Below are 21,597 nucleotides of genomic sequence, written 5' to 3' on the forward strand. Positions count from 1 at the left end.
TGTTCCTCGGCTTCGGTTCTCAGGCTTCGGCACGCAAGGCATCGCGCAGCGTCGGGTAGCGGAAGCGGAATCCGGCGGCGAGCAGCCGTTGCGGCACCACGCGCTGGCCGCCGACGAACAGCTCGGCCATCTCGCCCGCCAGCAGGCGGATCGGCCACACCGGCAGGTGCAGCCATACCGGGCGGCGCAGCACCTGGCCAGCGAGGCGGGCGAATTCGGCCTGCGGCTGCGCATCGGGCGCGACGGCGTTGTAGGCGCCCTTGTACTGTGGATCGGCCAGCGCGCGGGCGATCAGCGCCAGCACATCGTCACGATGGATCCAGCTCATCACCTGCGCGCCGTTGCCCATGCGGCCACCGGCAAACAGCCGGAATGGCAGCAACAGCATGGGCAGCGCGCCACCGGCGCCGAACACCACGCCGAAGCGCAGCACCACCCGGCGCACGTCCAGCGCATCGACTCGCGCCGCGGCGGCTTCCCAGCGCTGGCACAGCGTGCTCATGAATTCATCCTGCGGGCCGGTCGATTCATCGACCGGTGCACCATCCAGCCGGTTGCCGTAGTAGCCGATGGCCGAGGCGTTGATCAGCACGGCCGGCCGCTGGCGGGCGCGGCCCAGCCAGGCGATCAGTGCTTCGGTGGTGCCGATCCGGCTTTGCAGCAGCGCGGCCTTGCGGCGGGCGGTCCAGCGACCGCCGGCAATGGGCGCACCGGCGAGGTTGATCACTGCGTCGAAGGCCGTGGCGGGCGAGAGCGCATCGAGGCTGGCAATGCAGCGGGCTCGGCCCTGGAACAGGTAGGCGGCGCGCAATGGATCGCGCGTCAGCAGCGTCACTTCATGGCCGGCATCGAGCAACTGCCGGACCAGCGCCTCGCCGATGAAGCCGGTGCCGCCGGTGACCAGCACCCGGCGATGGGCGCCCTCGAAAGGGTTGGGCACGGCATCTTGCTGGCGCAGCCGCCATGCGGCGATGCCGTCACGCACACCTGATAGCGCCACGCCGGCAGCGAATAGCGTCAGTACCCAGGCGATCCAGCCATGCTGCGCCGATAGGAGCGCGGTTGGCTGCGGCCACCAGTACTGCGCGGCATGCACGGCCAGCAGGCCGAACACGGCGCCGCCGTTGATGGCGAGCACTGTGTGCAGTACCCGCTCGCTGGCCGGCAGCTTGCGTGAGTCGTCCTCGATCACGAAATCCCACAGCGTCAGCCCGATCTCGACACCGATCAGCAGCGCCAATACCAGCAGCCACAGGCCATGCCACTCCAGCCAGGCAAGCCCGGCGAACACCACGCCGTAGAGCAGCGCGCGCACCGCGTGAATGGCGAGCTCCAGTCGGGCCGACGCCTGCCTGGGCAGTGCGACGGTAAGTTCGTGGTGGTACAGCGTATCAAAGGCCCCCATCAGGCCTTGCAGCAGCAACAGGGCGAGAACGACTTCCATGGCGCGCTCCTTCAGCTTGGCGATGATGGAAGTATATTCCGTAATTTCTGTTTAAACAGAAATAAATGTCGGGGATGGATTGGAACGGACTGCTACTGCTACGGGCCAGCAAAGTGCTGCTGGTTGCCAAATCATCCAGCGTTTCCCGTGGCGGGAGGGGGAAGTCCGGCGGCAAGGGCAACGGGCCGGCGTCAGCGCAGCACCGGCCACTGCCTGGGAGCGGAGCCCGAATTTACGGCTCGACCACTTCCCCGGTCTGCAGCCGCCACAGCGCGGCATAGACACCATCCTCGGCCAGCAGCGCCTCGTGCGTACCGGATTCGACGACGCGGCCCTGTTCCAGCACATGGATCATGTCGGCGTGGCGCACGGTGGAAAGCCGGTGGGCGATCACCAGCGTGGTACGGTCGCGCGCCACGTGCGACAGCGAGCGCTGTATTGCTGCCTCGGTTTCGTTGTCGACCGCACTGGTTGCCTCGTCCAGCACCAGGATGGGGGGATTCTTGAGGATGGCGCGCGCCAGGGCGATGCGCTGGCGTTGGCCGCCGGACAGCTTCTGGCCGCGCTCGCCTACCGGCGTGGCGTAGCCTTGTGGCAAGCGGGCGATGAAGTCGTGTGCCTCGGCGGCGCGGGCGGCGGTTTCGATGTCGGCTGCGCTGGCATCCGGCATGCCATAGCCGATGTTGTCGGCGATGCTGCCGTCGGTGAGGAAGGGCTCCTGCGCCACATAGCCGATGGCGCGGCGCAGATCCTGCAGCGCCAGACCGGCGATGTCGTGGCCATCGAGCAGGATACGGCCGTGCTGTGGCGTGTAGAAGCGCAGCAGCAGCTTGATCAGCGTGCTCTTGCCCGCGCCGGTGCTGCCGACGAAGCCGATGGTGGCGCCGGCTGGCACGGTGAGGTCGATGCTGGCGAGTGTGCGCTGTTGCGCGTCGTAGCCGAAGTCCACCCCCTCGAAGCGCACCTCGCCCTGCACCGCGGCGCGCGGCAATGCAGTGCCGGCGTAGGGGATGGCGATGGGCGTCTGCACCAGATCCAGCACCCGGGTGATCGACGCCATCGAGCGCTGGTACAGATCGGCAATCTCTGCGAGCCCGGTGAACGGCCACAACAGCCGCTGGGTGAGGAACACCAGCACGCTGTAGCTGCCGACAGCGATTTTGCCTTCGAGTGCCAGCCAGCCGCCGTAGACCAGGGTGACGACAAAGCCCGCCAGGATGGCCATGCGGATCACCGGGGTGATGGCAGCGGCCAGCGCGATGGCTGCGGCATTGGCGCGCACGTAGTCTTCACTTGCCGCGCGGACGTGCTCGGTCTCGAAATCCTCGGCGGCGTAGCTCTTGATGGTGGCGATGCCGTGCAGGTTGTTGTTGATGCGGCCGTTGATTGCGCCGGCCGCCTCGCGCACGGCGGCGTAGCGCGGTGCCAGCCGGCGCTGGAACCAGAAGGCGCTGATCAGGATGAAGGGCACGGGCGCGAGGGCGATCAGCGCCAGCTTGGGCGCCAGCGCGAAGAAAATGGCCGATACCAGGATGGAGGACATCAGCACCTGCAGGATGGCATTGGCGCCGCTATTGAGAAAACGCTCCATCTGGTTGATGTCGTCGTTCATCACCGACAGCAGCTTGCCGCTGGAGCGGTTTTCGAACCATGCCAGTTCCAGCTGCTGTACATGGGCATACGCCTCCAGCCGCAGGCTGTGCTGCAGGTTCTGCGCCAGGTTGCGCCATTCGCGGGTGTAGAGGAATTCGAACAGCGACTCTCCCCCCCAGATCAGCACGGTGAGCACGCCCAGCAGCAGCAATTGCTGGCTGGCGTCGACCACGCCTAGGCGGGCGAGGAACGATGCCTCGCGGCTGATCACCACATCCACCGCTACGCCGATCAGTACCTCGGGCAGGATGTCGAACAGTTTGTTGATCGCCGAATAGGCGCTGGCACGCCAAGCGTTGCGACGGTACTGGCGGGCGTGATCGAACAGTTTCTTCAGCGGGTGCATGGCGACGGTGCAGGTAACAGGCTGGCCGCAGCATAAAGCCTCCAAGCCCGCCACGCGAGGCGGAAACATTGCGACGAGGCCGAGGCAGTCGCCCCGTGTGGCGGCCCGGCGCAACAGCGGGCGGGGTGCCACTTGCCGGGCTGTCGGCGCACAGGCAGTCTGTCGCCCACGCAAGGCCGGGCGCACCGGCCCCGTGCGATGGAGCGAACATGAAGTGGATCGTGATTGCCGCGCTGTTGCTGGCGGCCGGCTGGTACTACGCCAACCTCGATACCGGCGCAGCGCCGCAAGCCGTACCCAGCGCAGTGGCCGCACCCGTTGCGACCAGAACCGCTGCCGCCACGCCGTCCGCAGCGGCGGGCACCACCACGGTGCGCTGCGATACCACGCGCGGCCCGCTCGATATCGTGGTGAAGCCCGAATGGAGCCCCAAGGGTGCAGAGCGCTTCCTGCAGCTGGTCGACGACGGCCATTTCAGCGACATGCCGCTATTCCGCTGCGTGCCCGGCTTCCTGTGCCAGTTCGGCTACAAGCCGGGCGGCCGCGACTACCCGACCTTCGCCGACGATGCCCCGGGTGCCGCGCTACTGCCGTTCCGCCAGGGCTATGTGAGCTTTGCCGGCGGCGGTGCCAACAGCCGCTCCAGCCATCTGTTCATCACGCTGGGCGAAACGGTGGATGCGCTCGGCAAGGCCGCGTGGGAAACGCCGATCGGTACCGTCACGCCCGACACGCTGGCGACGGTGGCGCACCTCAATACCGAATACGGCGACATGCCCCCTTGGGGCAAGGGCCCGGACCCGACCAAGATCACCGCGGCCGACGGCGCGGATTACCTGAAGCGTGAGTTTCCGCGGCTGGATTACATTCGGGCTTGCCGGCGGAGCTAAACTGCAGCGCCCAAGCGCATCTCAGGTGGTGGCAGGTGGGCGACATCCGATTGCGCCCCGCCGAGCGGGTTTGCGGCTCTAGATGGATTGCGGCCAACGGTCAGCGATGTCGTACCAGGGTGCCTTGGAGCTGGTGTGGATGTGTTTCTGCTTCGGCGCGAAGTAGGGCGTATCGAGGGAGCCAAGCGGAAACGATACCCACTCGGCGTGGCTTCGCGAACCCTGCCACAGCAGCGGTGAGCCGCAGACCGAGCAGAATGTCCGCACGGCTTGCTCGGATGACCGATAACGCCGCAGCAACGCCTCGCCTTCGATGAACACATGTGCGTCGCCCGGCACGCTGCCGTAGCTACCGAACGCTGCGCCATGTGCCTTGCGGCACATCGTGCAATGGCAATGTGATACCGCCTTGATCTCGCCGTTGATCTGGTACTTCACGCCGCCACACAGGCAGCTGCCATGGTAGGGCGGCGACGTTTGATGTGTGGCGGGTTTCATTGTCCCTACGCCTCTGGCGCGCTTGATTTACCGGGTCGAACCGGCACCGAAAATGCCACGCCGAAGGCGTTAAGTCGATCTGCCAATCGCCACATCAGCTGATGCCCCGCGCCACAAACCAACTCCCCGGCTCGATTTCCTTGGCGTGATACATCGCTTCATCGGCGCGGCGCAGCAGCGTGGTCACGTCGTCGCCATGAGTGGGGTAGAGTGCGATGCCGATGCTGGCACTGATCGCCTGCGGTATGCCAGCTGCCTCGTGCGCGGCGGCGACGGCGGCATTGAGTTGATCGGCGAGCCGCTCGACGTCCACTGCATCCTGCAGGTTTTCCAGCAGGACCACGAATTCGTCGCCACCCAGCCGTGCCACCGTATCGCTGGCACGCACGGCGCCCTGCATGGCCCGGGCGACCGCCTGCAGCATGCAATCGCCCGCTGCGTGGCCATAGTGGTCGTTCACCGGCTTGAAGCGGTCAAGGTCGACCAGCAGCAGCGCCAGTAGCGTGCGGCTGCGTTGTGCGCGCACGATGGCATGGCTCACGCGCTCGTTCAGCAGCAGTCGATTGGGCAGGCCGGTGAGCTGGTCATGGTGCGCCAGTTCCAGCAATTGCGCCTCGCTGGCGGCCAGCCGTGCGTTGGCTTCGGTCAGCGCGCGGGTACGTTCGTCCACGCGCTGCTCCAGTTCCTGCTCGTGCGCACGCAAGGTGGCGAGCGTGGCTTCCCGCGTGGCCAGCATTTCGGTCTGCGCCAGTTCCTTCTCGCGCCGCAGCACGTGGATGCGGTCGGCCAGCGCGAACGACAGCAGCAGCATTTCCAGCGCCGAGCCGATCTGCATGGTGTGGCTGGTCAGCGCGTTGGTCGGTAGCCAGGCCAGGTTGCGCAGCGCCTGCATGCCGACGCCGATCAGCAGTAGCGTCCAGGCCAGCAGGAAGTAGCGCGCACCGGGCTGGCGGCGATACAGGCAGACCACGCCCACGATTACTGCCACGGCGGCGAACGAGGCGCCTGCCAGCGAGGTGAGGATGGCGGACCACTGGTAGGGCATGAAGGCGGGGCCCAGCGCGGCCAGCATGAAGGCCGCCATCAGCACCACGATCAGGCTATCCCAGCGCGGGGCGATCTGCCGGGTGTTGAGGAACAGCCGGGTGAAGAGCGCGCCGAAGAAGCCGGTAAGTGCGAAGCCGGTGGACAATGCCACATGTCCCCATGCTGGCCAATCGGGCCACAGGTACTGGTTGCCAAGGCCATTGAGCGAGAGCTGGCCGATGGCCATGCTGGCGACGAAGGCGACATAGCACAGGTAGAGCCGGTCCCGCAGCGACAGGAAGAGCAACAGGTTGTAGAGCCCCAGCGCCAGCAGCATGCCGTAATAGAGCGCCAGCAGCGCGTAGAGATCCTGGTTGTGCCACTGGAAGCGCTTGGCCTCCCACAGCCGCAACGGCACGGTGAGATTGCCTTCGGAGCGCACGCGCAGGTAGATCGTCGCAGTACCGGAGTCGGGCAGTGCCAGCGGGAACACGAAGTTGCGGTGCGGCACCGGTCGCTTGGCAAAGGGCTGGCGATCACCCGCGTGGTCGGCGCGGCCCGAGTAGGGCTGGAACAGCTCGACATGATCGAGCGAGGGGTAACCCACTTCCAGCAACCAATCCCGCCCTGGCGCCGCGTGGGTATCGAGCGTGAGCTTCAGCCAGTACACGCTGTGCGAGTAACCGAGGTTGATGTCGTTGCCACCGGTGGCAGCGGGCCGGAACGCGGTGCTCTGCATCGCGTCGGCCAGTGTCAGCTGCCCGCTTTTGTCCTCCAGCACGGCCACCGCGGCCACCGGATTGACCGGCCCTGCGGTGCTGGGCAGCACCAGCGCGGCGCAGGCAAGGCGGATGGCAAGGGCGAGGAAGACGAACAGTCGGAGGGCTGCGTGCACGGCAGGCTTCTAGTCGGGGTGTGACTGAAGTTTACCGTAGCATTACTACATCTCAAGTTCGGTACCCTAGCCGGCGTGCTTTGGCTGAATCGCATTCAGCAGCGCCAGCACATTCTCCGGGGGCCGCCCGAGCGCAGCGTGCGCGTCGTCGACCACCACGATGGGACGTTCGATCAGCCGCGGGTGGGCCACCATGGCGGCGATCAGTCCGGCGCGGTCGAGTGCGGGATCGGCGAGGTTCAGTGCGGCGTAGTCGTCTTCCTTCTGCCGCATCAGCTGGCGTGGCTCCAGCTGCAGCAGCGTCAGCAGCCGGCCCAGCGTGGCAGCGTCGGGTGGGTTGTCCAGGTATTCGATGACATCGGGCTGAATGCCCTGCTCGCGCAATAGCGCCAGTGTTTCGCGCGATTTGCTGCAGCGCGGGTTGTGATAGATGACGACGTGCATGGTGGCTCCAGGCTGGATGGACGTCGCCAGTCTAGAGCGTGTTTCCGATGGTTTCATCCGGATGGGGGCGGGCACCGGGAAACAGCAGGAGACGAAGGGCGGCATCGATTGAATCCGGTTTTTCATTCCAGCCGCTGGAACCGCCATATTTGACCTGCGCCGCTGACGAGCGCTGGCGAACGTTATCGGCGCGGCGCGGCAGGCTGGATCAAACGGAATCGCGGCGGTTCGGTCCGCAGAAACAGGCAGGAACCCGGCTGTGCCGGGTTCCTGGTGTCGGTTGCCTGCGGCGCACGGCCGCGATGTGCACGAGCGGTGCTCAGCGCTGGTAGGTTGCGGTGAAGCTGGCGCTGCCGAGGCTGGCTGCCTTGATCTTCGCTTCGGCTTCCGCTGGTGGCGTGTCTTCGGCCAGCGGCAGCGTGGCTACCTTCAATGCATACAGCGTGAAGTTGTAATGGTGCACGCCGTGGCCGATCGGGGGGCAGGCGCCGCCGAAGCTGTTGCCGCCGAAGCTGGTGCGGCCTTGCTTGGCCCCCTTGGGCAGCTTGCTGCCGGTACTGTTGCCGGCATTGGTCGGCAAGGCGCTGGTGGTGGCCGGCAGATCGTACAGCGACCAGTGGTACCAGCCGCCGCTGACCGGGGCATCCGGGTCGTGCAGCACCAGCGCCAGGCTCTTGGCGCCGGCCGGCACGCCGGACCACTGCAGCGCAGGCGATTGGTTGCCGCCGTTGCAGCCGTAGCCGATGTAGACCTGCTTCTCGGCGAGCTTGCCGTCGGCGGGCACATCGGGGCTGCTGAGCTTGAAGTCGCTGGCGTGGGTGAGCGGCAGCAGGGTGGCGAACAGCAGGGGCAGAAGGCGGTTCATGGTCGGCTTGTCCTGTGGCTGGAGGAGACCCCACCACGATAGGGCTGCGCCAGACTGGCGTCTCGCCCCGTGCGTGCAATCATCCGCCCTTGGCGCTCAAGTTGCGCCGTGGCGCGCTCAGCCGGCTTCCTGCACGCTGGGCACCGGCGAGGCTGCACCGCGCAGCGCGGTCGGCGTCAGGCCGAAGCGGGCGCGGAAGGCATCGGTGAAGCGCGACGGCGAGCCATAGCCGCAGGCTTCGGCGATACGCTGCACTGTCTGCCCCGTCTTCATCACCAGGTACAGTGCCCGATCCATCCGCGCATCGGCCAGCAGCGCGGCGAAGCTGGTGTGCTCGCTGGCGAGCCGACGCCGCAGCGTGGCCTCGCTGACGCAAAGCCGGTTGGCGATGTCCTGCATCTTCCACTCGGCCGCCGGATCGGCCCCGATCCAGCGCAGCACCCGCTCGCGCCAGTTCTCCGGCGGCAGCGTCACCAGATCGCGCGCTACGCCCTGCCGTGCCAGTGCCAGCCACAGCGCCTGCCAGCGGTGCTCGGCCAGCGCTTCGTCGAGCGGGCTGTGCACGGGCAGCAGCACCTGCTCCACGTAGTCCGCCAGCGTTTTCCAGCACAGTGCATCGGCGGTGAACACCGGCGCGGCGTCGAGCCGCGAGGGCAGGTCGGCCGCGTAGCGCTCGGCAAAGCGCTGCATCCAGGCTGGATCTGCAGCGATGGTGAGCCCGGCGAAATAGCCACGCGCGGGATCGGGCAGGTTGCGAAAGCTCACCTCCTGCCCGGCGCCGACGGCGATCCACTGGCCGGGCCGGCAGCGCAGCACGCCATCGCCGCGCAGGATTTCCTTCTCGCCGGCCAATACCACGATCAGACAGGACCAGAAGAATGGTGCCCGCAGCACCCGCACTTCCTCGCGAAACTGGAACAGCCCAGCCCGCCCCAGCTGCATGCGTGGGCCGTGGCGATCGATCTGTAACAGGTGCTGGAGGATGTGGGCGTGCATGGCTTCAATCTGTGCGTGCAGGTGCAAGCATGATAACGCGACCGTGCGTGTCAGGCCGGCGAGTGCCTGGCCAGCCGTCGGTAGGGTGGGCTCGGCATAAGTACACGCTGCCGAGCATGACCGTACCTGGCGTCCGTACCGGTCGTGCATGCCTTCGGCTTGCTGGTAGCATGCGGCCGATGTTGATCCTGAACATCGAAGACCACCAGCGCGCGCTTCATCGGGTGGCCCTGGTGCTGGCACTGCTGGTCTTGCTCGCCACCTTGCCCTGGGCGTGGGAAGCCGCCACACCGAGGGCGTCGAGCTGGCAGATGCTGAAGTTCATCGTGGCCTGCATGATCGCGCTGTTGGTCTGGTTGGTGCTGCTGAGCTGGCTCAACAGCTGGGCCAGCCACGCACGGATGACGATCACTGCCGATGGCCTACGCAGTCGTTTCCTGGGCTTCCTGCCGCTTGGTGACATCGAGCGGGTTCGGCTGTGGTGGCAAAGCGAACATGGCATCGTGAGTGTCACCGCACACGAGGGCGCAACCCAGCGGTTGCGGCTGGAAACCGCGCGAGGCACGTTCGACTACACCGTGCATCCGCCGTGCGACGTGGCAGCATTGAAGATGGCGCTGGCCACGCCTCGTCTGCTCTGGCAACAAGCGCCACGCGAGTTGCAAGCGCCTTGTGCGCGGGTGATCGTCGCTACGCAAGCGGGCTGGAAACCGCTCGTGGTGCTTTGCTTCGCGATCTTGGGCACGCTGTGCGTCGGCATGGTCTTGGGTCAGGAGCTGGAGGACGAGGCGCTGGACTGGCATGTTGCCGGTACTGTGATCGCGAGCATGCTGCTTGGCGCCGCTGCGCTGTGGTGGAGCACGCGGGACGAAATCACCTTCGTTGATGACGCCGGGTTTCGTTCCCGCCGCTTCGGTCTTGTAGGCTGGGCGGATGTCGCGGCGGTTCGCCTCAGCGACGGCGGCTCGCAGCAGATGTTGCAGGAGGAGCTGCTACTGACGCTGAAAGACGGCCGGACCATCGGCTTTGTCTACTACTTTTCTGGCAGACAGTTCGGCCATCTGGTAGAAGCATGCCGTCGCCAAAAGTTGCTGTGAGGCCACCACTGGCAGGCCGGCAGCGCATCCATTCCTAGAGCATCTTACCCATGGCCCTCAAATCCACCATCTTCAAGGCCGAGCTGCATATCGCCGATCTCGACCAGAACTACTATGGCTCGCACGCGCTCACCATCGCCCAGCACCCGTCGGAAACCGACGAGCGCATGATGCTGCGGCTGCTGGCCTTCGCGCTCAATGCCAGTGAAACGCTGGAATTCGGTCGCGGTATCAGCGATGAGGACGAACCGGCGCTGTGGCAGCGCAGCCTCACTGGCGAGGTGGAACGCTGGATCGATCTGGGTCAGCCGGACGAGAAGCGGCTGAAGAAGGCGGCCAACACCGCGGGCGAGGCCGTGGTCTACGCCTACGGCGCGCGTGGCGCCGAAGTGTGGTGGCAAGGCGTGTCCAGTCAGGCGGCACGCCACGGCAACCTGAAGGTGTACGCGATCGAAGCCGACACCATGACCGCGCTGGCCAGTCTGACCGAGCGCACCATGCAGCTGCATGTGACCATCCAGGAAGGCGCGATCACCGTATCGAGCGAGGCTGGCAGCGTTGAGGTGGCATTGAAGGCGTTGCAGTAGGCCTGCTTACCAGCCGGACTGGGCGGCGGTGGACTTGCCACCCAACTGAGCGATCCACGTCTGCTGGGCTGCTGTGGCGGCACCTTCCAGATGAGCGACCCGCTGTACCAGCGCAAGGATCTGGCTGGCCTGCGCCTGATCCAGCTGCTTCCAGTGCTGCTCGGCGAAAGTCTGGCTATGGCGATGGAACTGATCGTCACGCAACTTGAAGGCGCTGGCGTCGAACAAATCGCGTGCCTCGCGCTCATCGGTCTTGAAGGTGCTCTGATAGAGCGAGATGAGTTCAGTCTTGGTCTCTCGAGTGAGCTCGCCCTTGAGCTTGGCCGTATGCATCAACGCCAGCGCCGCGATGTCCATGACGTGACGTACCGTCAGGCCAAGATGGGCCGCGTGCTGTTTGGCCCAGTGGCGGCGGCGCAGCCAGGTGAACGGGTTGAGAGCATTCAGGTCCAGGCCGGCGCGTTGCAGCGCGTGCAGGGCCCAGACCAGACCGGCGATTGAGGTGAGCAGTCCGATGATGATGTGCATGATGGGTTGCCAAAAAGCGCACGAGCGCAGGAGTGCGCGAGAAGATAACGCAACCGTGCTGACAGGGAAAATCCTGCTGTTTGTGGTGTTGCGTAAGTATTTCCTGACGGGATGTCGTGGCGCCGCGCCTAGCGAGCCAGCTCCGGTTCGACACGTGATACCGGCTTGTCCAGCGGTTTGGACAACACGATCGACGTGGTCACTGCGCCGTAGCGGCTGAGCGCGTCGATCAGCCGTTCCAGCTCCTGCGGCCGGGCGATGGCGCAGCGCAGGCAGAAGCAATCCTCGCCGGTGATGCGGAACATCTCCAGCACCTCGGGCATGGCTGCGCAGGTGGTGACGAAGGCAGGAATCTCGTCGTGGCGTGCCCGCAGCCGGATCAGCGCCTGCAGGCCGTAGCCGAGTTTCTGCAGGTTGAGCCGCACGCCATAGCCTTCGATCACGCCAGCATCCTCCAGCTTGCGGATGCGTTCGCTCACCGCCGGCTGCGACAGGCCGATACGCTTGCCGAGCGCGGAGAGGCTTTGCCGGGCATCCTGCTGCAGCGCTTCGAGGATCTTCCAATCCTTGCTGTCGAGCTCGGGCGATGAATTCACGGTCGAGTCCTTCAATTTTCGATCACTTGACGGTAACACGCCGCGAATTCGAATGACCGTGCATTCAGCGCGTGCGGCCAAACGCATACGATTTTTCCAGATCACCCACTGGAGAAATCATCATGCAAAGACTGGCAAACTGGTGGTCCGCCCGCTGGCAGGCGATGTTGGCACGTCGGCGGTTGAACCGTGATCTGGCGCTGCTTGCGTCGATGAGTGGGCGTGAGCTGCAGGACCTTGGCATCGCGCGCAGCGAGCTGCTGGCGATCGAGCAACGCTGTTTTACCGGACGTTCGACGGAGCGTTGAGGCGCGCTTACTGCAGCAAGCCTTCCAGTTCGTCCACCCGTGCCGCGGTGACGGTTAGCAGGCAATCGCTGCCGATCACGCGGGCCAAAGAGCCCCCATCCGGGTCTGCGTAGTAGCTGCAATTGGCGTCGCGGAATTTCAGCCATGTGCGCTGTGCATCGCGCAGCTGCAGCTTGCGCGGTCCGGTGTGGTGCATCAGCAGCGTCTGGTAGGCGGCGTTCAGCCGGCTATCGAGCAGGCGATATTCCTGGTCCATGCATTCGAGCATGCTGGCGGTGGCACCGCCCGCCTTGTCCATGCAGCCGTGATAGGTGGCGCTGAGCGCGGGATCGGCGTGCGATGGCATGCAGGTGAGGCCCGGCGAGCAAGGCGGAGCAGAGCAAGGAGCGCACGGGTTCGCCTCTAGGGTCAACCGGGATCGGCGTGCCCGCGTTACCCTGCCAATCTGCCGCGTGCGAGAGAGGCCAGGATGCGCCGTCTGATCCATCAGCTGACTATGACACTGTTGTTGCTTACAACGCCAGCGCTACATGCGGTAGCGGCGGATTGGGCGGTCGAAGCAACGACCGAACGCTATTCGATGACGCCCGGCGCGCGCCGCATTGCCGATCTGCATTACGGTCCTTCCGCTGCCGAAACCTATGATGTCTACCTGCCGCAGACGCCGCAACAGGCTCCCCTGCTGGTGATGGTGCATGGCGGCGCCTGGCGCCACGGCGACAAGGCGATGCGGCCAGTGGTGCAGCACAAGGTGGCGCGTTGGGTGCCACGCGGCGCGGTGGTCGTTTCCATCAACTACCCGATGCTGCCGCAGGCGATGGCCTTCGAGCAGGCGCAGGCCGTGGCCCGGGCCATTGCTGCCATCCAGCGGCGGGCGGGCGAATGGGGCGCGGAAGGCGAGCAGGTCATCCTGATGGGCCATTCAGCCGGCGCCCATCTGGTGGCCTTGCTGTCGGCCAATCCGGCGCTGGTGACCGCTGCAGGCGGCCAGCGCTGGCGCGGCACCGTGGTGCTCGATTCCGCCGCGCTCGACATCGTCACCACCATGCAACGCCGGCACTACCGCTTCTACGATCCCGCTTTTGGCAGCGATCCAGCCTACTGGCGCCAGGCGTCGCCGTTGCTGCAGCTGTCGCGCTTATCGATCCCGATGCTGGTGAGTTGCTCCAACCGCCGCCCGGACCGGCCATGCGACGGCGCGGAAGCCTTTGTTCATCGGGCCAGGGAATTGGGCGTTGCAGCGACGGTGTTGCCGCAGCCGTTCAGTCATCGCGGGATGAACGAGCAGGTCGGGGAGGCGGGGGCGTATACCGAGGCGATCGAGGCGTTCATGGCAAAAACGGCCCTCGGGTGGCGGCGCATCTTGGCGGGGCGCTGAGCAGGGCGTTCATGAGGGTGAAGGCCCAACATTTGAACTTCATTCGAAGCGCGGCCGGCTCGCTGTTGCCAGCCACCTGCTCAATGCGCCTCGTCCCAGTTGTTCCCCACGCCCACTTCGGCGAGCAGCGGCACCCTGAGCTGCGCCACGCCTGCCATCCGTTTCGGCAGTTCGGTCGTCACCAGTGCCACCTCGGCATCCGGCACTTCCAGGATCAGTTCGTCGTGCACCTGCAGGATCAACCGGCTGGCGAGATTGGCTTCGATCAGCCAGGCGTCGACGGCCAGCATGGCGAGCTTGATCAAGTCCGCTGCGGTGCCCTGCATTGGCGCATTGATGGCGGCGCGTTCGGCGCCGGCGCGGCGGGCAGGGTTGGCGGATTTGATCTCGGGCAGCCACAGCCGGCGGCCGAACACTGTTTCGACGTAGCCCCCTTCGCGGGCCTGGCTGCGGGTGCGCTCCATGTACTGGGCCACGCCGGGGAAGCGGCCGAAGTAACGCTCGATGTAGCTCGCTGCGGCGCTGCGCTCGATTTCCAGCTGGCTGGCGAGACCAAAGGCACTCATCCCGTAGATCAGGCCGAAGTTGATGGTCTTGGCGTAGCGGCGCTGTTCGCTTGTCACTTCAGCGAGCGGCACACCAAAGACCTCGGCGGCGGTGGCGCGGTGGATGTCCTGGCCTTCGGCGAAGGCCTTGAGCAGCGCGTCGTCCTCCGACAGGTGCGCCATGATCCGCAGCTCGATCTGCGAGTAGTCCGCGGAAATCAGCTTGTGGCCGGGCGGGGCGATGAAGGCTTCGCGTACCCGGCGGCCTTCCGGCGTGCGGATGGGGATGTTCTGCAGGTTGGGATCGGTGCTGGACAGCCGCCCGGTCACCGCCACGGTCTGGTTGAAGCTGGTGTGCACCCGGCCAGTGGCCGGGTTGGTCATCAGCGCCAGCTTGTCGGTGTAGGTGGACTTGAGCTTGGACAACGAACGGTGCTCCAGCAACACCTTGGGCAGCGGGAAATCCTTGGCGAGCTCGGTGAGCACGTCCTCGTCGGTGGACGGCGCGCCCTTGGGCGTCTTCTTCACCACCGGCAGCTTGAGCTCGTCGAAGAAGATCTCGCCGATCTGCTTGGGCGAGCCGAGGTTGAACGGCCGGCCGGCGAGTCCGTGCGCCTCTCGTTCCAGCTCGATCAGCCGTAGGCCGTGGTCGTGGCTTTGCTGGGCAAGCTTGCGCCCATCGAGCAGCACGCCGTTGCGCTCCATCTTGAACAGCACCTCGCGCACCGGCAGCTCGATCTCGCGGTAGAGCGCATTGAGGCGTGGCGCACGCGCCAGCTTCTGCGTCAGCACCTGTGCCAGCCGCAGCGTAATGTCGGCATCCTCGGCGGCGTAGGCGGTAGCGGTGTCGACACCGACCTCGTCGAAGCCGATCTGCTTGGCGCCCTTGCCGCAGACTTCCTCGTATTTGATGGTGGTCTCACCGAGTTCGCGTGCGGCCTGGTCATCCATATTGTGGCGTTCGTGGCTGGCGAGCACGTAGCTCATCAGCAGCGTGTCGTCGGCGACGCCGGCCAGCGCGATACCGTGATTGGCGAACACATGCTGGTCGTACTTGAGGTTCTGGCCGAGCTTCTTGTGTGCGTCCGACTCCAGCCAGAGCTTGAGCACGGCGAGCGCGGCGTCGAGCGGAATCTGCTCCGGCGCTTCGGTGCCGCGATGGGCCAGCGGCAGGTAGGCGGCTTCGCCGGCTGTCACCGAGAACGAGATGCCAACAATGCGTGCCTGCATCGGATCAAGGCTGGTGGTCTCGGTATCAAGCGCGGTGATGCCGGTGGCGTTCAGCCGGGCGAGCCAGTCGTCGAGCTGCGCCATGGTCAGCAGCGTGTCGTAGCGGCGCTCGCCCACCTGCGGGATGGGGACATCGCCGCTGGCGGCCAGCGCCGGTGCGGCAGCGGGTGGCGTGTCGTTGACGGCGTCGAAATCGAGTTGGCCGCATTCGCCCAGCGCCGGGGCCGGTGCGGCGGGCGGTGGGGCATCGCCCAACTGCTGCTCGGCTTCACGCATCCAGGTGCGGAAGTTGTAGCGGCGGAACATCGTCAGCAGCGTGGCCCAGTCCGGCGCAATGGGGGCGAGGTCGTCGAGGCCACCGGGCAGTTCCAGCGCGAGGTCGACGTCCTGCTTGATGGTGACGAGCTGCTGCGCCATCGGCAGCCAGTCCAGCGTGGCGCGCAGGTTGTCGCCGACCACGCCCTTGATCTCGCTGGCGTGCACCATCACATCGGTCAGGCTGCCGTATTGCTCCAGCCATTTCACGGCGGTCTTGGGGCCGCACTTGGGCACGCCCGGCACGTTGTCGACGGTGTCGCCGATCAGCGCCAGGTAGTCGACGATCTGGTCCGGTCGCACGCCGAATTTTTCCTTCACGCCGGCTTCGTCCAGCACTTCCTCGGTCATCGAGTTCTCGATGCGCACGTGGGCATCGACCAGTTGCGACATGTCCTTGTCACCGGTGGAGATCACGGTGGTGATGCCGCGCCTGCTGGCGGCGACGGCCAGCGTGCCGATCACGTCGTCCGCCTCCACGCCGCTCACGCACAGCAGCGGAATGCCGAAGGCCCGCACCGCGGCGTGAATGGGGTCGACCTGCACGCGCAATTCATCCGGCATCGGCGGGCGATTGGCCTTGTAGTCGGCGTAGAGATCGTCGCGGAAGGTCTTGCCCTTGGCGTCGAATACGCAGGCGATGTAGTCGGCGGGCGTGGTCTTCTGCAGGCGCTTCAACATGTTCACGAAGCCGTACAGCGCATTGGTCGGCGTGCCGTCGGGCGCGGACAGCTCGCGGATGGCGTGGAAGGCGCGATACAGGTAGGACGAGCCGTCGATCAACAGCAATGTGGGCATGGTGGCGGAACCTGGAAGCAGCCGGGTGAGGCTTAAGCTGCCTGCTATACTCGTTGTAAGGAACAGGGAGAACTGCCAATGAGCCTGAAAGAGAAACTCCCCGATTTCGTCGACCCCAGCGTCAATGCGGATAAACACGGTTTTCGTGCGCGCGAGGCGTGGCGGGTTTTCGAGATCATGTCGGAATTCGTCGAAGCCACCGAGCGCTTGCAGGCGATCCAGCCTGCGGTATCGATCTTCGGCTCGGCGCGAACCCCGCGTGACCACGCGTATTATAAGCTCACCGAGGAGATCGCCCGGTTGTTGTCCGATGCCGGTTTTGCGGTGATCTCCGGGGGCGGCCCCGGCATCATGGAGGCGGCCAACCGCGGCGCGTACTACGGCAAGAGCCCGAGCGTGGGGCTCAACATCCAGCTGCCGCACGAGCAGAGCGGCAATCCCTACCAGGATGTGTCGCAGACCTTCCGCCACTTCTTCGCCCGCAAGGTGATGTTCGTGAAGCACGCCAGCGCCTACGTGGTGATGCCGGGGGGCTTTGGCACGCTGGACGAGCTGACCGAGGCGCTGACGCTGATCCAGACCGGCAAGACGCGCAAGATCCCGGTCATCCTGGTTGGCAAGGCCTTCTGGCAGGGGCTGGTCGACTGGATCGGCAGCACGCTGGTGGACGAGCGCATGATCTCGGCAGCCGACATGGACCTGCTCCAGATGATCGACGAGCCACGTGCCATCGTCGAGGCGATCTTCGATTTCTACGAAACGCGCGGCTTCGAGATGAGTTCGGCCGAGCGCGAAATGCAATTCAGCCTGTGACCCAAGGAAATCCCATGTCCCGTACCCTGATTCCCGCCCTGCTGCTGGCCGCTGCGCTGGGCCCGCTGGCGCAGGCCGCCGAAGACCCGCCGCCGCCGCCGATGCCACCGGAAGGTGGAGACGGCGCCGCGATCGAAGAGCCCGAGGTGCGCATCGTCGAGAAGGACGATGCCACGATTGCCGAGTACCGGATGCACGGCAAGCTCTACATGATGAAGGTCACGCCCAAGGTCGGGGTGCCGTACTACCTGATCGACCGCGAGGGCAACGGACGTTTCGACCGGATGGATACCGGCGGCAGCAATATCTCGGTGCCGCGCTGGGTGCTGTTCGAGTGGTAAGCGACGTGGGCCGGTGCGCTGCCATCGTCAGCGGCGCCCGGCTTGCGTAAACTGCGGCCTTCCGCACCGAAACCCCAGCCGCCATGTCCGTCTTTACCACTGTCACCGCCGAAGACCTGCAGCCCTTTCTCGCGCGCTATTCGATCGGCGCCTTGGTCGAGCTCAAGGGCATTGCCGCTGGGGTGACCAATACCAACTATTTCGTCACCACCACGCATGGCCGCTACGTGCTGACGCTGTTCGAGACGCTGCATGCGCACGAGCTGCCGTTCTACGTGAACCTGCTGGCGCACCTGGCCCATCACGGCATCGCGGTGGCCGCGCCGATCGCCAACCTGAACGATGCCTATATCGACACTCTGAACGGCAAGCCGACGCTGCTCGTCACCTGCGTGCCGGGTGTGGTGGTCGATACCCCCACTGCGGCGCAATGCGCGAGCGTGGGCGAGATGCTGGCACAGATGCACCGTGCCGGCACCAGCTACCAAGGCCGCATGCACAACCCACGCGGTCCGCAGTGGTGGGCCGACACCGCCGCACTGGTCTACGACCAGATGGCGCCGCACGATGCGCAGCTGCTGCGCGACCAGCTGGCGCTGCAATCGCGCCACCGCTTCGATCATCTGCCGCTGGGCGTGGTCCATGCCGACCTGTTCCGTGACAACGTGTTGATGGATGGGGATGCGGTCGGTGGCTTCATCGACTTCTACTACGCCTGCAACGACGTGCTGCTGTACGACGTGGCGATCACGCTGAACGACTGGTGTGTGCAGCCCGATGGCGATATCGACGCGGCCCGTGCCCGTGCGCTGCTGGCTGCCTACCAGACCGTGCGGCCGTTCACCGCCGAGGAAAAGGCCGGCTGGCCGATCATGCTGCGTGCCGCCGCGATCCGCTTCTGGACCTCGCGCCTGATCGACTTCTACCGCCCCGCAGCCGGCGAAATGACCTTCGCCAAGGATCCCGGCCACTTCCAGCGCGTGCTGGCGCACCACGTCGCCCGCAGCGATTTCTGGCTGTAGGATCGGGCCGCCCGCGCAGCTAGACTGCAAAGCACCTGCCGGCACGGCCGGCGCAGGACCAAATCATGGATTTTCTGAACGCATTGCATGCGCTGCTCGGTGAGGGCGGTGTGTTGACCGGTGACGATACTGCCGGCTACACGCTTGATCAGCGTCGACGCTGGCAGGGCGTGGCACTCGCGGTGGCGCGGCCGCGCAGCACCGATGAAGTCGCGGCGCTGGTGCGGCTGTGCCGCGAGCACGGCATCGCCATCGTGCCGCAAGGTGGCAACACCAGCCTGTGCGGCGCGGCAACGCCGGATGAATCCGGGCGCCAGCTCGTGGTATCGCTGGAGCGGATGAACCGCATCGTCGAGGTCGATGCCGCCAACAACACCATCACCGCCGAGGCTGGCGTCACCATTGCCGAGGTGCAGGCCGCCGCGCGTGCTGTCGGCCGGCTGTTCGCGGCGGAATGGGGCGCCGCTGCATCGGCGCGGGTCGGTGGCGGGCTCGGCACCAACGCCGGCGGCGTCAACGTGCTGCACTACGGCAACATGCGCGAGCTGACCTTGGGTCTGGAAGTGGTGCTGCCGGATGGCCGCATCTGGAATGGCCTGCGCGGCCTGCGCAAGGACAACACCGGTTACGACCTCAAGCATTTATTCATTGGCGCCGAGGGCACGCTGGGGCTGATCACCCAGGCGGTGTTCCGGCTGCACCCGCTGCCGTCGGCGACTGCCACGGCGCTGGTCACAGTTGCCGATCCGGCCGCTGCCGTGGGCCTGCTGCGCGGTCTGCAGGGCGAGGTGGGCGATCGGGTCACCTCGTTCGAACTGATTTCGCGCCGTTGCTGGGAGCTGCTGGACGAACACTGCCCGGAGCTGCCGCACCCCTATGCCACACTGCCGGGCTGGAGCGTGTTGCTCGAGCTGTCGGATGCCGGGGAGAGCGACGCGCTGTTGGAGCGGCTGATGGAAGCGCTGGTTGCCCAGGGCTTCGACGACGCACTGATTGCACAGACCGAGGGCGATGCGCGCGCGTTCTGGCTGCTGCGCGAAGGCATCCCGGAGGCGCAACGCCGGCGCGGCGTCTCGATCAAGCACGACATCGGCGTGCCGATCTCGCGCATCCCCGATTTCCTCAGTCGCGGCGAAGGGGCGCTGAAGGCGCTGTTTCCCGATGCTGACATCGTCGCCTTCGGCCACGTGGGCGACGGCAACCTGCACTACAACGTGTTCCTCGCCGATCGCGGCAAGGGCGTGTATGCGCATGAGCCGGCAATCAACGCCGCCGTCTACGCACTGGTGGCCGAGCTGGCTGGTACGTTGTCGGCCGAGCATGGCATCGGCGTGCTCAAGCGCGATGAGCTGGCGCATTACCGCTCCGAGGTCGAGCTCGACCTGATGCGCAGCATCAAGCGCGCGTTTGATCCGGATAACCTGATGAATCCGGGCAAGGTGCTCGGCCTGTAAACAGCGAGGGCAGCCCATGGTCACGATATCCAGCAACTTCGATTCCGGCGCCATCACGGTGCTTGATGCCAGCGACGCGGCGGACGTGCGCCTTGCCTTGCGGCCGGACAACGCATCCGCCTTCGCGCAGTGGTTCCACTTTCGCGCCAGCGGCGTGCGCGGTGTGGCCTGCCGTTATGTGATCGAGAACATCGAGGATTCGGCGTACATCGGTGGCTGGGACGGCTACGCGGTGCGGGCGAGCTACGACCGCCTGCACTGGCTCACCGTGCCGACCCGAATTGAGCAGGGCCAACTGGTGTTCGAGCAGCTGCCGCAGGCCGATACCGTCTGGTACGCCTATTTCGAGCCGTATTCATGGGAGCGCCACCTGGCGTTGCTCGGCCGCGCACAGGGTTCGCCGCTGTGCCGGCTCACGCGGCTGGGCGCGACGCTGGATGGGCGCGATCTTGATCTGCTGACCATAGGCACGCCCGGCGAGGGCAAGCGCAACATCTGGGTGATCGCACGCCAGCACCCCGGCGAGAGCATGGCCGAATGGTTTGCCGAAGGGCTGGTCGATGCGCTGCTCGACCCGGATCACGGGCCAGCGCGTGCGCTGCTGGAGCGGGCCGCGTTCCATATTGTGCCGAACATGAATCCGGATGGCAGTGTGCGCGGCAATTTGCGCACCAATGCGGTGGGTGCCAACCTCAATCGCGAGTGGGCCGAGCCAAGCGAGGCGCGCAGCCCGGAAGTGCTGCTGGTGCGGCAGGCGATGCAGCGCATTGGTGTCGATGCCTTCCTTGATGCGCATGGCGACGAGACCATTCCGCACAATTTCGTGGCTGGTTGCGAGGGCAACCCTTCGTTCTCGGCGCACCAGCGTGCGCTGCAGGAGGCGTTCAAGGCGGCGTGGCTCGCAGCCAGCCCAGACTTCCAGGTGGAGTACGGCTACGAGGACCATCAGTTCGGCCCCGAGCAGCTGACGCTGGCCACCAACTGGGTGGGCGATGCCTTCGATTGTCTCGCCTTCACCATCGAAATGCCGTTCAAGGACACCGCGAGCCGTCCGCGCCCGGAAACGGGCTGGAATGGCGAACGCAGCCGGCAACTGGGCGCGTCGGTACTGCTGCCCTTGCTGGCGGTAGCGGATCGGTTGCGCTGAGCGGCTAGACTTTCAGCGTGGTCCAGGGATCGGCATCGCCGATGCGGCGGCCGCGTTGCCGGCGATCACTGCCACAACGGGTATCGAGTAGCGTGCCTTGCTGTTCCTGGCGGCGCGCATTGCAGCGCCGATCTTCGCCAATGCGGCGTTCTTCGCCGTTCCAGACAGGCGCGGCTTGCGGGGCCGGCGTCGACGGTGTGCGCTCCGATTGCGGGGAGGGCGCACCGCCGGTATCGGTGCCGCTGTAGGGGCTGATGGGGCCAAGGTGGCGGGGTGTGAACAGGCGCATGGTGAGGTAAGACGTTGATTCCATAGCCCTGTTCGGCCAATCCGGGCAAATCTTGAGCGATTTGTGCCGGTCGGTCGATTGGCTGGGACAGG

General features: G+C 65.9%; 22 protein-coding genes. 10 read left to right on the forward strand and 12 right to left on the reverse strand.

The window, feature by feature from the left end:
* Window positions 1-19 precede the first annotated feature (19 nt).
* Both FLM21_RS03370 and FLM21_RS03375 read right to left on the reverse strand, forming a co-directional pair.
* Window positions 20-1,444: a TIGR01777 family oxidoreductase gene (locus FLM21_RS03370; RefSeq protein ID WP_148714214.1), complete on the reverse strand. Its 1,425-nt coding sequence runs from the start codon at window positions 1,442-1,444 to the stop codon at window positions 20-22.
* A gap of 232 nt (window positions 1,445-1,676) precedes the next feature.
* On the reverse strand, window positions 1,677-3,443 hold the full coding sequence (locus tag FLM21_RS03375) for an ABC transporter ATP-binding protein (RefSeq protein WP_148714215.1): 1,767 nt from the start codon (window positions 3,441-3,443) through the stop codon (window positions 1,677-1,679).
* 209 nt (window positions 3,444-3,652) lie between these two features.
* On the opposite strand from FLM21_RS03375, the gene FLM21_RS03380 reads away from it, so the two are divergent.
* Window positions 3,653-4,333, forward strand: a complete 681-nt coding sequence (locus tag FLM21_RS03380; RefSeq protein WP_148714216.1) for a peptidylprolyl isomerase — start codon at window positions 3,653-3,655, stop codon at window positions 4,331-4,333.
* A gap of 78 nt (window positions 4,334-4,411) precedes the next feature.
* Here the strand turns inward: FLM21_RS03380 and FLM21_RS03385 are convergent, their stop codons facing one another.
* The 5 genes from FLM21_RS03385 to FLM21_RS03405 all read right to left on the reverse strand — a co-directional run bounded on the left by FLM21_RS03385 (window position 4,412) and on the right by FLM21_RS03405 (window position 9,057).
* Entirely contained in the window at window positions 4,412-4,831 is a 420-nt protein-coding gene (locus FLM21_RS03385) for a GFA family protein (RefSeq protein WP_148714217.1), read from the reverse strand.
* 94 nt (window positions 4,832-4,925) lie between these two features.
* Window positions 4,926-6,752, reverse strand: a complete 1,827-nt coding sequence (locus tag FLM21_RS03390) for a diguanylate cyclase (protein WP_148714218.1) — start codon at window positions 6,750-6,752, stop codon at window positions 4,926-4,928.
* A gap of 66 nt (window positions 6,753-6,818) precedes the next feature.
* On the reverse strand, window positions 6,819-7,196 hold the full coding sequence (gene arsC / locus FLM21_RS03395; RefSeq protein ID WP_148714219.1) for an arsenate reductase (glutaredoxin): 378 nt from the start codon (window positions 7,194-7,196) through the stop codon (window positions 6,819-6,821).
* 319 nt (window positions 7,197-7,515) lie between these two features.
* The gene (locus FLM21_RS03400) at window positions 7,516-8,061 is read right to left on the reverse strand and encodes a YbhB/YbcL family Raf kinase inhibitor-like protein (protein WP_148714220.1); all 546 of its coding nucleotides are present in this window, start codon (window positions 8,059-8,061) and stop codon (window positions 7,516-7,518) included.
* Between the two features lie 117 nt (window positions 8,062-8,178).
* Window positions 8,179-9,057, reverse strand: a complete 879-nt coding sequence (locus FLM21_RS03405) for a helix-turn-helix transcriptional regulator (protein WP_148714221.1) — start codon at window positions 9,055-9,057, stop codon at window positions 8,179-8,181.
* Between the two features lie 179 nt (window positions 9,058-9,236).
* Between FLM21_RS03405 and FLM21_RS03410 the strand changes: the two genes are divergently transcribed.
* On the forward strand, window positions 9,237-10,154 hold the full coding sequence (locus FLM21_RS03410) for a hypothetical protein (RefSeq protein WP_148714222.1): 918 nt from the start codon (window positions 9,237-9,239) through the stop codon (window positions 10,152-10,154).
* A gap of 50 nt (window positions 10,155-10,204) precedes the next feature.
* Window positions 10,205-10,741: a YaeQ family protein gene (locus FLM21_RS03415; RefSeq protein WP_148714223.1), complete on the forward strand. Its 537-nt coding sequence runs from the start codon at window positions 10,205-10,207 to the stop codon at window positions 10,739-10,741.
* Window positions 10,742-10,747: 6 nt separating this feature from the next.
* Here the strand turns inward: FLM21_RS03415 and FLM21_RS03420 are convergent, their stop codons facing one another.
* Both FLM21_RS03420 and FLM21_RS03425 read right to left on the reverse strand, forming a co-directional pair.
* On the reverse strand, window positions 10,748-11,269 hold the full coding sequence (locus FLM21_RS03420) for a hypothetical protein (RefSeq protein WP_148714224.1): 522 nt from the start codon (window positions 11,267-11,269) through the stop codon (window positions 10,748-10,750).
* Window positions 11,270-11,397: 128 nt separating this feature from the next.
* Window positions 11,398-11,865: an Lrp/AsnC family transcriptional regulator gene (locus FLM21_RS03425; RefSeq protein ID WP_222846761.1), complete on the reverse strand. Its 468-nt coding sequence runs from the start codon at window positions 11,863-11,865 to the stop codon at window positions 11,398-11,400.
* Window positions 11,866-11,987: 122 nt separating this feature from the next.
* On the opposite strand from FLM21_RS03425, the gene FLM21_RS03430 reads away from it, so the two are divergent.
* Entirely contained in the window at window positions 11,988-12,173 is a 186-nt protein-coding gene (locus FLM21_RS03430; RefSeq protein ID WP_148714226.1) for a DUF1127 domain-containing protein, read from the forward strand.
* Between the two features lie 7 nt (window positions 12,174-12,180).
* Here FLM21_RS03430 and FLM21_RS03435 read toward each other — a convergent pair whose 3' ends face one another.
* The gene (locus FLM21_RS03435; protein WP_148714227.1) at window positions 12,181-12,519 is read right to left on the reverse strand and encodes a lysozyme inhibitor LprI family protein; all 339 of its coding nucleotides are present in this window, start codon (window positions 12,517-12,519) and stop codon (window positions 12,181-12,183) included.
* A 123-nt stretch (window positions 12,520-12,642) separates the two neighbouring features.
* Between FLM21_RS03435 and FLM21_RS03440 the strand changes: the two genes are divergently transcribed.
* Window positions 12,643-13,551 (forward strand): alpha/beta hydrolase, encoded by a 909-nt coding sequence (locus FLM21_RS03440; protein WP_222846762.1) that lies wholly within the window; start codon window positions 12,643-12,645, stop codon window positions 13,549-13,551.
* Window positions 13,552-13,631: 80 nt separating this feature from the next.
* On the opposite strand, the gene polA is transcribed toward FLM21_RS03440, so the two are convergent.
* Window positions 13,632-16,439 carry a DNA polymerase I gene (gene polA, locus FLM21_RS03445; RefSeq protein WP_148714228.1) on the reverse strand — a complete coding sequence of 936 codons (2,808 nt, stop codon included), beginning with the start codon at window positions 16,437-16,439 and terminating at the stop codon, window positions 13,632-13,634.
* Window positions 16,440-16,517: 78 nt separating this feature from the next.
* Between polA and FLM21_RS03450 the strand changes: the two genes are divergently transcribed.
* The 5 genes from FLM21_RS03450 to FLM21_RS03470 all read left to right on the forward strand — a co-directional run bounded on the left by FLM21_RS03450 (window position 16,518) and on the right by FLM21_RS03470 (window position 21,216).
* Window positions 16,518-17,252: an LOG family protein gene (locus tag FLM21_RS03450; RefSeq protein ID WP_148714229.1), complete on the forward strand. Its 735-nt coding sequence runs from the start codon at window positions 16,518-16,520 to the stop codon at window positions 17,250-17,252.
* 14 nt (window positions 17,253-17,266) lie between these two features.
* Window positions 17,267-17,593: a DUF2782 domain-containing protein gene (locus tag FLM21_RS03455; protein WP_148714230.1), complete on the forward strand. Its 327-nt coding sequence runs from the start codon at window positions 17,267-17,269 to the stop codon at window positions 17,591-17,593.
* Between the two features lie 83 nt (window positions 17,594-17,676).
* On the forward strand, window positions 17,677-18,615 hold the full coding sequence (locus tag FLM21_RS03460; RefSeq protein WP_148714231.1) for a homoserine kinase: 939 nt from the start codon (window positions 17,677-17,679) through the stop codon (window positions 18,613-18,615).
* Between the two features lie 65 nt (window positions 18,616-18,680).
* Window positions 18,681-20,069, forward strand: a complete 1,389-nt coding sequence (locus FLM21_RS03465) for an FAD-binding oxidoreductase (RefSeq protein WP_308418776.1) — start codon at window positions 18,681-18,683, stop codon at window positions 20,067-20,069.
* A gap of 16 nt (window positions 20,070-20,085) precedes the next feature.
* On the forward strand, window positions 20,086-21,216 hold the full coding sequence (locus tag FLM21_RS03470) for a M14 family metallopeptidase (protein WP_148714233.1): 1,131 nt from the start codon (window positions 20,086-20,088) through the stop codon (window positions 21,214-21,216).
* Between the two features lie 4 nt (window positions 21,217-21,220).
* Here FLM21_RS03470 and FLM21_RS03475 read toward each other — a convergent pair whose 3' ends face one another.
* Window positions 21,221-21,529 carry a hypothetical protein gene (locus FLM21_RS03475; RefSeq protein WP_148714234.1) on the reverse strand — a complete coding sequence of 103 codons (309 nt, stop codon included), beginning with the start codon at window positions 21,527-21,529 and terminating at the stop codon, window positions 21,221-21,223.
* Window positions 21,530-21,597 lie beyond the last annotated feature (68 nt).

This window comes from Chitinolyticbacter meiyuanensis (genome assembly GCF_008033135.1).
Classification (GTDB): Bacteria; Pseudomonadota; Gammaproteobacteria; order Burkholderiales; family Chitinibacteraceae; genus Chitinolyticbacter; species Chitinolyticbacter meiyuanensis.